Genomic DNA, 12,482 nt, shown 5'->3' with positions numbered 1-12,482 from the left:
TAAAGTCAGGTGGTATCAGCTGATTTAGGTGTAGGAGATATTCCTTAATCAATGATTTAATAGTGAAAAGAGAGCGTTCAATAAGATTTGAGCGCTTTTTTTCTCGAAATATGCTTTTATATTAAGTAAATTAATTTAGCGAGAAGAGAAGGATAACAATGAGTAATAAAGAGCATCTTTCAGCTTTAGAAGAACGATTAGAGCAGATTGATTTTGAAAAATCACTCTGTAATGCATTTTTGAAGATCGAAAATGAGAAAGAGATGATTCTCTTTTTAAAGGATCTTTTAACACCTAAAGAGTTAAGTTCAATGGTAGAACGCTGGAAAGTTTGTCAGTTATTAGAACGTGGAGATCTCTCTTATCGGGAGATTCACGCCTTAACTTCTGCAAGTTTAACAACGATTGGTCGAGTTTCTCGTTTTATTAATGAAGAGCAAAATCACGGTTACCGCTTAGTGCTTGATCGAATGGACCCTAAAGAGAAGATCTAATCTCACCAGCCTTTCTTCTTGTAGTCATCAATATCACTATAAATCTTCCTCATATTACTTGATATGGGGAAGAGAGATATTCCCTGATATAAAATTTGGCACCCTTTAAGTGGTGCCGCATGGGATTCTCGCTATTTATTATTTAAAATAGATTTTAATGTTCTTAATATATTTTTTAATTTACAGTGTTTATAGATGGATATATAGTGATTATTCATATACATATCAATGATATTGGAGTGACCGCTTATGACAAAAAGTACCGGAGATAAAGTAAGAGATACGCTGACGACAGGGGCTGATAAAGCAGGAAAAATTACTGACTCAGTAATCGACAGATCAAAAGAAACAAAAGATCATTTAAAGCATGAGCTTAATGAAGATGCTCAGAAGGTTGCTCACAAAACAGGGGAGATTTTGCAAAAAACTAAAGATAAGGCAAAAGAGATCTCTCAGAAAATCAACGATAAAATCCAAGATTCATAGCGCACATATTAATAAGGAAGGAGATAAAAAATGAATGCACATAAAAAAGAGATTCATGAAATTAAATCCTGGGCTGCCGCTCGCGAATCAACCTCTTTAGAAATTGCATTAGCCATTTTTGAGTTGGCAAAAGGGGATGAGGTTTTAGCAGATAAGATATGGGAAGAAGCGCCAGATGAGGTGTTACCATTGGCCTTTGCTAAAACAGATGCAGATCATCTTTTTTGGGGAGAACAAAAAATTGATCGTAAAAATGTTTAAATAGATCAATGCTCATTGAACAAAATAGTCAATTCGTTAAATCCCCTAAGTTTTTAAATAGCTCGCTTTTAGCGGGCTTTTTTATTTTTTGAAGATATTTCTATTTAAGAAGAAATAAGCATTGTAGTGAAGTAGGTTCAAGACAGAGTGATTTAAATGCCGGCGTATCAGCTATTAACAATAAGCAATATGTTCTATCCGGCAGTTTGCAAGCACTGTTTAATACGGATCTTTATAGATTTATGCAGGGATTTTGGGAATGTTTTGTGTTCTTTTTAAAATCCCGTGCCAGCTGTTTAAGGCTAGCTTTTCTTAAACTGAATCGACGATATCATTTACTAATGCCTGTTTTGCGGCGGGAATGCTTGCATTCTTCTTGCTGACCTCACGCTCGCAATTTAAATTAAAGGCTTTTCTTAAATCTATTTCACGATATTTAATAATTGGGCATAAAGAAATTTACCCAATGAATGTTGACAAGAATGTAGGAGTGTAATACTGTATCACCACAGTAGTACAGATTGATGTAAATATAAAACTGTACCTATCAATTTAAAACAAATCACTACTAAATTCTTTAGGAGCATTCATGAAAAAGTTATTAGCAGTAGTATTAAGTGCAGCGCTTGCAAGTAGCGTATCGCTCGCGGCAGATGTTAAAAAAGTTTATATCAATCAGATCGTAGAGCACCCGGCACTTGATATGACTGCAAAAGGGATTCGTGATGGGCTTAAAGATCGCGGATTTGTAGAAGGGGAGAACCTTGATTTTGTGGTGGAATCAGCACAAGCTAACGTCGCATTAGCCGCGCAAATTTCCACAAAATTTGTGGCACAAAATGCCGATGTTACCGTTGGTATTGGTACACCTTCAGCGCAAAGCTTAGTGAAAGCGGCGATGGAAGGCAAAACAAAGATGGTCTTTAGTTCTATCACAGATCCTATGGGCGCAAGCTTAGTAAAATCTCTTGAAGGTTCGAATACGAACGTGACAGGAATGTCGAACTATGTAGATGTTTCGCCGCAGCTTGAGATGTTCAAAAAGGTTTTACCAGAGCTTAAGAAAATTGGCTTTATCTATAACCCCGGTGATGCAAACTCTATCACTCAACTTAAAGATCTAGAAAAAGCTGCGCCAAACTTTGGTTTAGAAGTTGTGACTCAATCCGTTAATCGCACAGCTGACGTACCACAAGCAGCAACACGCCTTGCAAACCAAACAGATGCAATTTTTATCTATGGTGATAATACAGCCCTTGCAGCATTAGAGAGTATTGTAACGGCTGCTACAAAAGAGAAAAAACCAGTATTTGTCGCAGATACCGATGCGGTAGAGTTTGGTCCGCTTGCAGCGTTAGGCCCTAATCAATATCAATTAGGCATTGATACGGCAGAGATGATTGCACGTATTTTGAACGGTGAAGATATTAACGCGATCCCTGTTGGTTTTCCTGATAAAATGGAGCTCGTTATTAACATGGATACCGCCAATAAACTCGGATTAACCCTTCCAAATGAGGTGATCGAGGAAGCTGCTGTCTTTATTAAGGATGGTAAGGCAGAAGCGGTTCAGAAAGATTAAGGGTTAGGATGAGTTTAAGTGAATTAGTAATGAGCCTGGAACTCGGGCTCATTTATGGAATTGTTGGTATGGGGATCTACCTCACATTTAGAATTATCGACTTTCCAGATTTAACCTGTGATGGCAGCTTCGTTTTAGGGGCTGCCATCTCTTCTATTTTAATCAAAGCTGGCGTAGATCCTTTTTTATCGCTGATCTTCGCGCTTATTGGGGGAGCGCTTGCCGGTGCATTAACAGGGATTTTAAATAGCTTTTTTAAAGTGACAGATCTTTTAGCCGGCATTTTAGTGGCTTTTATGCTCTACTCCATTAACCTGCATGTGATGCAAGGAACTCCTAATATCTCTCTTTTAATGTCACCTACTATTTTTGTGACTAATAACCTTATAGTGTTAGGCGCGATTACTGTGATTTTGATTGCGGCATTTAGTTTTTTACTCAATACAGATATCGGACTCTCAATTCGCGCTGTTGGGCAAAATAAGCGTCTTTGCATGAATGGTGGTGTGAATGTTAAATGGATGGTGATTTTAGGAGTTGCGATGGGGAATGCGCTTATCGCAATGGGCGGTGCACTCTTTAGTCAGCAACAAGGATTTACAGATATCTCAGCAGGTATTGGTACCATTATCGCGGGGTTTGCCGCCGTGATTATTGGTGAGAGAGTGCTTCCCTTTAGATCTATCTGGATTAAGTTACTGAGCTGTATTGTCGGTTCCATTATCTACCGTATTGTGACAAGTTTAGCGCTACATGCAGAGTTTTTAAATTTAAAGAGTTATGATTTTAACTTAATTGCCGGTCTCTTAATTATCATCATAATGGCGATGCCAGGGGGGAGACGTAAATGCTAAACCCTATGTTAAAATTAGAAGATATTAAGCTTGTTGTTGGTAAAGGCACGCAATTAGAGAGAACTATCCTAGAGGGTCTTAACCTTGAGGTTGAAAAGGGAGAGTTTTTAGTCATTATCGGTGGTAATGGTGCGGGTAAATCTACCGTTTTTAATACAATTTCTGGATTTATGAAGCCCGAAAATGGTCGAGTGATTATTGATGGGGTCGATGTTACTAAAAAATCTCAGCAAGAGCGGGCAAAGCTCGTCTCTATTGTGATGCAAGACCCACGAGTTGGGACGATGGAGAATATGACCATTTTAGAAAATATGGCATTTTCTTTTAAGCGTGGACAAAAGCGTGGTTTTAGACTCTTTAATAATGAAGGACGTAGATCACTTTTTAAAGAGAAAATTTCTCTCTTAGAAATGGGGTTAGAAAATCGTTTAAATGAGATGGTAACAAACCTTTCAGGTGGGCAGCGTCAGGCCTTGAGCCTTGTGATGTCGATTATTGCAGAGTCCAAAATCTTACTCCTTGATGAGATTACCGCAGCCCTTGATCCTAAAATTGCAGAGCATGTGATGGCATTAGCTGATAAGCTTGTGCGAGAACAGAAACTGACTTGTGTAATGATCACGCACAATATGGAGCATGCTATTCGTTATGGGGATCGCACGATTGTCTTAAAAGATGGGCAATTTAGAAAATCCTATAGCAGAGAAGAAAAGGCATCTTTAACCGTTTTTGATCTTACAAAAGAGTTTACAGATGCTTAAATGAAAGGATTTTGCTTGGGATGAAAGCCATTGATATCATCGCCATAGATCAATTAAAAAAAGCCTCTTCTATGAAAGAGGCGCTTTTATATCGGGTGATTGAAAAGATCATGGATGTTGAAGCCAAGGCGATGGCGCGTTTAGCAGAAAAGCTCCCCATAGAAACGATGCAAAGCCTACAAGAGCGCATTTTAATTTTGAAAGAAAATGCCGCGAAATATTATCTAAAAGAAGAGTTAGTATCTGCAAGTTTGCCAATTCATCAAAGTCAGCCTCCTTCTGATCCATTGTTTACAGCGGATCAGAAGGAAGGGGACGATCATTCACAACCTGTCTCTTTTCAATCAGGTCAGAATCCTGAGCTGAGGAATGTGGGGGAATCTTTAGATCATTCTCCCCATTATTTAAAGCCTTCTCTTTTTTCTCGAGCAAAGGCTTTTTTGGGGATTCAAGCCTCAAAAGCGCATCTTTCCCATGATTTTTACCCAACATTAAGCTTTAAACAGCGAGGGAAAACAGCAGGTAGTGCTTATCTTGAGCGTTGGGAAATCCGTTTAAATCCGATTTTGCTGGCAGAAAATAGTGATGTATTTATCAATGAAGTGATTCCGTATGAATATGCGCATCTGTTAACATTTGCCCTTTATGGGCGAGTTCAACCACATGGTAAAGAGTGGCAGATGATGATGACACAGATAATGAAGTTGCCAGCAGAAAGAACGCACCGATTTAATACAAAAAATAGCCAAGTTCGTCAATATGAGCGTTTTACTTATTACTGTTTATGCCAATCACATGAACTAACCGCGATTCGGCATAATCGTGTGCAGGCGAGAAAGGCGCGTTATTTTTGTAAGCATTGTGGGGAATCATTAGAAAGAAGAGAGTGATAAGGGGCTAATTAAGTAGCACTATCCGTATTAAAGCGATGAATCCTCTCTTCTCGTAATTGTTGTTTTTTTTAATTTTTATTTCTAAATCAGCAAATTGACAGCGTATCGTTAATCCTTCATTATACAAAATGGAGTGATAGATAGCATCATTAATAATGATGGAAGTATCTGTCATCATTTCGTAGCCACAATAATAATAACGATATTAAAGGAGATTATATGGCGCATCATGCGACAAATTTAGAGGCTCAGGGAAAATATGAACAACATCCCCAAACATGGAAAGCGGTGATATCTTCCTCGATTGGTAATGCGCTTGAATGGTATGACGTACTGATTTACGGCACAATGGCGGTGATTATTGCGAAGCTCTTCTTTCCGGTTGAAAATCAAACCCTCTCCTTACTAATTACTTTTGCCACTTTTGGGGTCTCATTTTTTATGCGCCCTCTAGGCGCTATTGTTATTGGAATCTATTCAGATAAGGTTGGGCGTAAGGCTGCATTAACACTTTCGATCTTTTTGATGATGATCGGGACGCTTTTAATAGCGATTATGCCAACTTATTCGCAAATTGGTATTTGGGCATCTGTTGGAATCGTCTTAGCAAGATTGATTCAAGGTTTTTCTGCCGGTGGAGAGTTTGGAAGTTCTACGACATTTTTAGTAGAGCATGCGCCGCATCGTCGAGGATTTTTCTCAAGTTGGCAGGTGGCAAGTCAAGGTTTAAGTATTGCGTTAGCGGCTATTGCAGGGGCTTCTATCTATGCCTTTTTAACAGAAGAGCAGCTCTACTCTTGGGGCTGGCGTTTACCTTTTATCTTTGGACTTTTAATTGGGCCAATTGGTTACTATATTCGCCGCACTTTAGATGAATCACCAGAATTTGCTGAAGTACTGCCAAGTAAGCACCCCTTTCGTGATTTAATGATGCATCATAAAATGGCATTAGTTATTGGTACTGGCTGTGTGGTGATGGCCACAGTTTCCGTTTATTTAGTTGTTTATATGCCAACCTATGCGGTAAGACAGTTAGGCATGAGCTCTACCACTTCTTTTGTGGCGACTATTTTATCTGGCGGCATAATGTTATTGCTCTCACCCATAATTGGTCACTACTCAGATAAATATGGCAGAATTCCTTTTATGTTTGTCAGTAGTGTACTTTTCGTACTTTGTACCTATCCTTTATTTGCATGGCTCTCAATTGGTCCTGGTTTCTTAAAATTACTGGTGATACAAGGTTTTGTGGGTCTATTAATGACAGTTTATTTTGCATCAATGCCGGCATTAATCTCAGAGATTTTCCCAGTACAAGTTAGGGGAACAGGGATGTCATTAAGTTATAATATCGCTGTGATGATCTTTGGGGGATTTGCCGGCGTTACAATCACTTGGCTGATTGATGTTACCGGCAATAATCTCGCGGTGACTTTTTACGTGATTGCCGGTGCCTTTGTCAGTGTGATTTCAACAGTTGCGGCTCGGGTTATCTTGAATATGCGTTAAACACGGTGTTTAAGGAAAAGATTTAAGTTATAGAATATCTCTCAATTTGGTTTAAGAAACGTCATTTAAAAGCAAAACAGTACAGTGTAGGAGTCAAATCAGCTTGCACGTAGCCAGATAGAACAAATCTTACGCTGCCCATAACCGATGTGTAGCAATCTAGCGCAGTCACTTTTAAACCGATTTCACTATGAGTAATAACGTATAAGCAATAACGTATAAGCAATAACGTATAAGCAATAACGTATAAGCAATAACATGTAAGTAATAGTGTTAAATATAATTACTTTATTAAAATAATAGCCTCATTAAAGCGCTAAAAGGTCTGCTTTGATGAGGCTTTTTTAATGTTGCTCTATTAAAAAACACCTCTTTTGAAAGAAGCATAGTCTTAAATATTTTAAAGGAGAAAAAATATTTGAGATCTATGATTAAGAAGAAGAATGGTACAATACGCACACTTTAAGAATGCTTGATTGAGGAGTCAAAAGTGGCATTATCCGTTTCTGAAAAAAAACTAGAAAAACGACTACGCCGGCAAGTAGGGTGTGCGATCATGGATTATGAGATGATCGAAGAGGGCGATCGGGTAATGGTCTGCCTTTCTGGTGGAAAGGACTCTTATGCACTTTTAGATCTTCTTTTAAAGCTACAAGAAAAGGCGCCTGTTAATTTTGAAGTTTTTGCCGTTAATTTAGATCAAAAGCAACCAGGATTTCCAGAAGAGATCTTACCAAATTATTTAACATCTATTGGTGTTCCTTTTGAGATTATTGAACAAGATACTTACTCCGTTGTAAAAAGGGTCATTCCTGAGGGAAAAACAACTTGTAGTCTCTGCTCGCGCCTTCGCCGAGGAGTTTTATACCAATATGCGAAAGATCATGGATTTAATAAGATTGCGCTTGGGCATCATCGTGATGATATGGTAGAGACGCTTTTTATGAATATGTTTTTTGGTGGCACGATGAAAGCAATGCCGCCGAAATTACGCAGTGATGATGGGGATAATATTCTCATCCGTCCTCTTGCTTATTGTGAAGAGAAGGATCTTATTAAGTATGCAGAAATGCGGGAGTTTCCGATTATTCCTTGTAATCTTTGTGGCTCTCAAGATGGTTTGCAAAGACAAACCACTAAATCAATGCTCGCTGAGTGGGAAGCTAAATATCCCGGTAGAATGGATTCAATCTTTAGAGCAATGCGTAATGTAAAGCCCTCGCAATTAGCCGATACTTCACTGTTTGACTTTAATCGTTTTGAAGTCAAAGGCGGTAAGGAAGCTGCTCTAAGTAGTGGTAATAATTTGGCAGATCTTACGCCAGAGAAAAATTGGTTGCAAGGTTAAGATTGTTTGATAACGGGAAAGGGTAACGAGCTATTAGCTTGTTATGAAACTGAAGATGAACTCTTTGTGATGGGATAAATAATGGTACTGAAAATGTTGGGGATTGTTGCCCTTTCCCTTTTGATTTTATGGCTTTGGCGTAAAGTTGTTGGCGATAATGTGACGCTTATAGAGTTCATTAATCGCTATACATTTAATATCATTCCTAAAACATTAACGATTATTAAAACGATCATCGGTTCAGGTTTTGCATTAATTTACTGTCTAGGATTACTTGTGGGCTTTTCTTCAGGGTTTTATACGCTCTATAAAGGAACAGATTATTTAATTGATCAGATCTCTTGGCAGAGTACGAGCATTAAAGTCACAGGAAAAATTATTGATGCAGATAATAGTAAGAATATGTCTGAAGCATTGGTGAGATTTGAGGATCAAGAAGGACTTATGCACGAGTTTTTATATCGGGCGAATTATAATGGCACCCATTTTGATATTGGGGAAGCGCTTCCTGTCTATTATCAGTCAGAGAATCCTGTTAAGAGTGCGACATTAAATAATAAGGGTGCTTACGGCGTGATCGCCTTTCTCTATTTCTATGGATTAGCGGTATCGTCATTTGCGATATTTTTTATTGTGAGAGTTTATCAGGGATATAGACGGGAAAGAGGGGAAGCTCGGCTGGAAAAAGAAGGAAGGCTGATAACAGTTAAAGTGACGCGGCTTATCAATCAAGGGGATTATCTTTTGGCGGAAGCTGAGTATCATCCGGTATTATCGAATGCTATTTATTACTATGTTTCAGGGAGAATTGCCGTGGAGGATGTTGATTTAAACAAACTCGTGGGCGCTTCGGCAAAGGTGAAGATCCTGCCAAGTGATCCTTCTATTTATCTCTTTTATACTGAAGATCTAGTGCGATTAGTTCGCTTTGAGGATTAATCGCTTTAAAATTTAAATGATGAAAAGGGAGTAATGCGCCCTTTTTTATGAAGTATTGATAGTGAGATCGGTTTAAAAGTGACTGAATCTGATTGCCAGCGCATCGGTTATGAGTAGCGCAGAATTGTTCTCAAGAGGCGTTCTCAAGAGTTGTTCTATTTAGCGTCGTGCAAGCTAATTTGATTTACTGACAGTCCTATTTTCCTTTTAAAACAGCATTTATTAAACCGAATCGACTATAAGTTGAAGATACAGCCCTTCATTTATTGAAAGTGATTAGGCTTTAATAGATTTTATCTCCCCCATTACCATAAAGAAAACGCAACAAGTAATTGGATATCGATAGATTTCACCACGCTATACCCAATAATTGTGGCAAGCAGCGCTGCTGAGAGAATCGGTAGTAAAAATCGCATGATACCAATCGTGCTAAGAAGAAAACAATAAATAATTATGAGTAAAGTGCCGGCAATAATACTGAGCGCTGCAAGAAGTAGCGCTAACCTCATTTGATGGGGGAACTTCTCAATATTAAAATCAAAAACAGGTAGTAAGCTATCGATATGATTAAATGTGAGCGCACTTAAGCAGACAACCGCACTTGGAATTAGAATAAAGGAGAGGACAAATTTGTGAATCATGGCGATTTTCTGAGGGTAAAGTACAACAAAGGGAATGATTCCAAAGATAGATGAAGCTAATGTCACTAATGTAATCCCTACAGTTGGTGCGCCTTTGCCGGGATTTGTAAAGAGATTCCAGTAATAGTTGAGCATCATGCTTGCAACAACAATGATGAGAAGTAATATGATCACAAAGCTAGCGATTTTATCTTGATCTCGATCCTTCATATAATAGAGTTGAACGAGCATAATAAGCGATGATGCAAGTAAAATAAGATAGATGTATTGTGTGGTGATCAGCGTGGCATTGGTAAATGCAGCAAGTCTTAAATAGCTATTGATCAGTAGTAGAAAGAGTAAAGTTGCCGTTATAAAGAGAATAATAATATTCTCAAGTTTCATACCAATGGTGCTTTTGGCGCTATGTGATTTTGTTGATAAATAATATTGCGTCATCATTTATTGCTCCATTTGATCTACAGGATTTGCGTCCATAGACTCATTTAAGATGATCATCTCTTTAGTCACTTCTGGCTCTATCGCAGCTTCAAGCTCAGATGCTATTTCGGAAGTGGGCATCGTTTCTTCTTGGATTATCTCTTCGCAGTTCCAAGTTTTATTAATTACTTGCTGCGTACTATGATAGTTATAGCAGGCATTTTGATCGCGGAAGTAGCCATGTTGATACTCCTTTGGGTAGGTATGTGTCCGATTATTCATATTATTCATCATATAACCTTGTATTTTAGCCCCTTTAGGAAAAGTAGGATCATGATCAAACACCGGTTGATTCACATAATGAAATGAAGCAGCATCCATAAATGGCACAATAGCCCCTTGGAAATAGACATGGTTTTTATCAAGCGCATAATAGCCTTTGACGATTTTAAAGCTTTTGATATCTACATTATCGATGGGTTCAAAGTTATAATAGGCCTGATTATTATCTATCGCATATCCTGGTAAGTAATCCTCATATCTTGTGTAAGTTTGATGAGAGAGTGGATAAAAAATAAAGCTATCGGCATCACTTCCTTCAAGTTTTTTACCCTTGTAGAAGATAAAGTTTTTATCTCGATCATAATAGGTATCAAGCAATTCAAAAGAAGCAGGATCAGCATCGATAATCGGTTCAAAATCGAAGTAGACATAGTTTTTATCGAGCGCATAAAGCCCATCTTGATACTCTTGTCCCGTGCTTCTCATTTGCGTATTGACTTCAAAGAAGGCAATTTTTTTAGCGCCTAAATAGACAAAAGAATGGGGATCTGCATGTTCTACAATATTTTCTCGGAAATAGAGATGGTTTTTATCAATACCAAGCGAGCTATCATAGGGGAGCCCTGGGGCAAGAAACTGCGCGAAAGTATCAGGATCTGCTTCTTCTAAAATAATATTGGTAAAATAGACATTATTATCTTGATCTTTTGCATGCCCTTCACTTAAAAGTGTCAGATTTTCTGGTAACACATTGTCTAGCTCGAAGTTTTCGATATATGCTTTTTCTGCAAGGTATAGATCTTTAGACTCCGCTGAATCCATTTTTTGTTGCTGTATGATTTGCGGGTAGTGCTTCTCAATGAGAGGCTGATATTGAAAATGATAATGCGCGTAAAGGAGCGTTAATAGTGCAATCACTAAAAAAGGGGTATAGCGATTGAATAGGGATTTTGTTTTTTTTGTTCTGTTATATTTCATGGGTTCGCTCCTATTCACATCTAATTCTCATGCCATTTGATTCATCAAAGCAGAAATCGCCAGGGGCCTTGTAATAACTGTAATCTCGGCCTGTCTCTTCATCATAATTTTCAACATAGATGAAGTCTTTTGGGGCGATTGGCATCTCGTTTTCACCATAAAAAATGGTATCAACAGACCCAGAGACATAGACATAGTTTTTATCACGATAGTAGCGCCCTGAAGGGAGCTTTTCAAAGGTTGATCCATCAATGCCGGCAATAAAGTCTCCCTTGTTATAAGGGTGATCTTTATCTTTTGCCATATAGTGAATGGGGACAAAAGATTGACTATCGATCTCAGGAAGCAGACGCCCTTTATAATAGACATAATTTTTATCTTTCGCCCAATCCCAATTAAATAGCTCAAAGGTTTCAGGATCTGCATGAGGAATTATATAGTGATCAAGGTAGACACGTGATTGGTCTTTACTATAGTCACCATCTGTAAATTGATATTGATGCTCAATGATGGAAAAGGTGTTGGGATCTGCTTGAAGGAGTGGTTTTCCTCTAAAAAAGACACGATCATGATCTTTAGAATAGAGATAGTTGATCATCACAAATGATTTAGGATCTGCATGATAAATTTCTGTCGCGCTCCAAAATACGTGATCTTTATCTTTACCATAATAGGGGATATTGAGTGCTTCAAAACTACTTTTATCAGCTCTTGGAATCAATTTTCCTTCATAAGAGACACCTTTACTAGAGAGACTATAATACTCATTGATCTCTCCTAATGAGAAATAATCAGTATTATTTTGTTTCCCTTGGAAATAGAGAAAACCCATGTATAAAAAGGTAATAATCAGCAATATCAGAATATTGCCAAAAGTGAAGATTCTCATAAAGTGCCCTAAATTGAAGGTGGTTTTTTTAGATTAATGCCCATTAAAAAATGATATTTATTATCTAATATCTAAATATGAGAGATTATGCCTTAATCCTCAAAATATAGAAACCTTTAATCTGACTTCTTTCTTGTTAAATCAT

The 12,482-nt window shown here is 37.9% G+C and carries 13 protein-coding genes; 10 read left to right on the top strand and 3 right to left on the bottom strand.

Annotated elements, in window-relative coordinates:
* Positions 1–158: 158 nt before the first annotated feature.
* From MMG00_RS06605 to MMG00_RS06560, 10 genes are all read left to right on the top strand, one after another.
* The gene (locus MMG00_RS06605; protein WP_242153144.1) at positions 159–494 is read left to right on the top strand and encodes a YerC/YecD family TrpR-related protein; all 336 of its coding nucleotides are present in this window, start codon (positions 159–161) and stop codon (positions 492–494) included.
* 249 nt (positions 495–743) lie between these two features.
* Positions 744–980 (top strand): hypothetical protein, encoded by a 237-nt coding sequence (locus MMG00_RS06600; protein WP_242153141.1) that lies wholly within the window; start codon positions 744–746, stop codon positions 978–980.
* A 30-nt stretch (positions 981–1,010) separates the two neighbouring features.
* Complete coding sequence (locus tag MMG00_RS06595) at positions 1,011–1,241, top strand: YccJ family protein (protein ID WP_242153138.1); 231 nt, start codon at positions 1,011–1,013, stop codon at positions 1,239–1,241.
* Positions 1,242–1,830: 589 nt separating this feature from the next.
* Positions 1,831–2,823, top strand: a complete 993-nt coding sequence (locus MMG00_RS06590) for an ABC transporter substrate-binding protein (protein WP_242153136.1) — start codon at positions 1,831–1,833, stop codon at positions 2,821–2,823.
* 8 nt (positions 2,824–2,831) lie between these two features.
* Positions 2,832–3,677 carry an ABC transporter permease gene (locus MMG00_RS06585; protein WP_242153133.1) on the top strand — a complete coding sequence of 282 codons (846 nt, stop codon included), beginning with the start codon at positions 2,832–2,834 and terminating at the stop codon, positions 3,675–3,677.
* Positions 3,671–4,438: an ABC transporter ATP-binding protein gene (locus MMG00_RS06580; protein ID WP_242153130.1), complete on the top strand. Its 768-nt coding sequence runs from the start codon at positions 3,671–3,673 to the stop codon at positions 4,436–4,438. Before MMG00_RS06585 ends, MMG00_RS06580 begins: the two co-directional genes overlap by 7 nt.
* A 20-nt stretch (positions 4,439–4,458) precedes the next feature.
* A complete protein-coding gene (locus MMG00_RS06575) occupies positions 4,459–5,328 on the top strand; it encodes a SprT family zinc-dependent metalloprotease (protein WP_242153127.1) in 870 nt (289 codons plus the stop codon).
* A gap of 222 nt (positions 5,329–5,550) precedes the next feature.
* Positions 5,551–6,840 carry an MFS transporter gene (locus MMG00_RS06570; RefSeq protein ID WP_242153124.1) on the top strand — a complete coding sequence of 430 codons (1,290 nt, stop codon included), beginning with the start codon at positions 5,551–5,553 and terminating at the stop codon, positions 6,838–6,840.
* 490 nt (positions 6,841–7,330) lie between these two features.
* The gene (ttcA, locus tag MMG00_RS06565; RefSeq protein WP_242153121.1) at positions 7,331–8,188 is read left to right on the top strand and encodes a tRNA 2-thiocytidine(32) synthetase TtcA; all 858 of its coding nucleotides are present in this window, start codon (positions 7,331–7,333) and stop codon (positions 8,186–8,188) included.
* Between the two features lie 81 nt (positions 8,189–8,269).
* The gene (locus tag MMG00_RS06560) at positions 8,270–9,127 is read left to right on the top strand and encodes a DUF3592 domain-containing protein (RefSeq protein WP_242153118.1); all 858 of its coding nucleotides are present in this window, start codon (positions 8,270–8,272) and stop codon (positions 9,125–9,127) included.
* A 305-nt stretch (positions 9,128–9,432) separates the two neighbouring features.
* Here MMG00_RS06560 and MMG00_RS06555 read toward each other — a convergent pair whose 3' ends face one another.
* The 3 genes from MMG00_RS06555 to MMG00_RS06545 are packed head-to-tail and all read right to left on the bottom strand — an operon-like array spanning position 9,433 to position 12,337.
* Complete coding sequence (locus MMG00_RS06555; protein WP_242153115.1) at positions 9,433–10,209, bottom strand: hypothetical protein; 777 nt, start codon at positions 10,207–10,209, stop codon at positions 9,433–9,435.
* Entirely contained in the window at positions 10,210–11,448 is a 1,239-nt protein-coding gene (locus MMG00_RS06550) for a DKNYY domain-containing protein (protein ID WP_242153113.1), read from the bottom strand.
* A gap of 10 nt (positions 11,449–11,458) precedes the next feature.
* Positions 11,459–12,337 carry a DKNYY domain-containing protein gene (locus MMG00_RS06545; protein ID WP_242153110.1) on the bottom strand — a complete coding sequence of 293 codons (879 nt, stop codon included), beginning with the start codon at positions 12,335–12,337 and terminating at the stop codon, positions 11,459–11,461.
* Between the last annotated feature and the right edge of the window lie 145 nt (positions 12,338–12,482).

Origin of the sequence: Ignatzschineria rhizosphaerae (assembly GCF_022655595.1) — a bacterium.
Taxonomy (GTDB): Bacteria; Pseudomonadota; Gammaproteobacteria; order Cardiobacteriales; family Wohlfahrtiimonadaceae; genus Ignatzschineria; species Ignatzschineria rhizosphaerae.
Note: the sequence above shows the minus strand (reverse complement) of the source record. Positions and strands in the feature narration are given on the sequence as shown.

Coding starts and splice junctions, on each gene's coding strand:
- MMG00_RS06605 (WP_242153144.1), top strand. CDS start 159: ATGAGTAATAAAGAGCATCTTTCAGCTTTAGAAGAACGATTAGAGCAG.
- MMG00_RS06600 (WP_242153141.1), top strand. CDS start 744: ATGACAAAAAGTACCGGAGATAAAGTAAGAGATACGCTGACGACAGGG.
- MMG00_RS06595 (WP_242153138.1), top strand. CDS start 1,011: ATGAATGCACATAAAAAAGAGATTCATGAAATTAAATCCTGGGCTGCC.
- MMG00_RS06590 (WP_242153136.1), top strand. CDS start 1,831: ATGAAAAAGTTATTAGCAGTAGTATTAAGTGCAGCGCTTGCAAGTAGC.
- MMG00_RS06585 (WP_242153133.1), top strand. CDS start 2,832: ATGAGTTTAAGTGAATTAGTAATGAGCCTGGAACTCGGGCTCATTTAT.
- MMG00_RS06580 (WP_242153130.1), top strand. CDS start 3,671: ATGCTAAACCCTATGTTAAAATTAGAAGATATTAAGCTTGTTGTTGGT.
- MMG00_RS06575 (WP_242153127.1), top strand. CDS start 4,459: ATGAAAGCCATTGATATCATCGCCATAGATCAATTAAAAAAAGCCTCT.
- MMG00_RS06570 (WP_242153124.1), top strand. CDS start 5,551: ATGGCGCATCATGCGACAAATTTAGAGGCTCAGGGAAAATATGAACAA.
- MMG00_RS06560 (WP_242153118.1), top strand. CDS start 8,270: ATGGTACTGAAAATGTTGGGGATTGTTGCCCTTTCCCTTTTGATTTTA.
- MMG00_RS06555 (WP_242153115.1), bottom strand. CDS start 10,209: ATGATGACGCAATATTATTTATCAACAAAATCACATAGCGCCAAAAGC.
- MMG00_RS06550 (WP_242153113.1), bottom strand. CDS start 11,448: ATGAAATATAACAGAACAAAAAAAACAAAATCCCTATTCAATCGCTAT.
- MMG00_RS06545 (WP_242153110.1), bottom strand. CDS start 12,337: ATGAGAATCTTCACTTTTGGCAATATTCTGATATTGCTGATTATTACC.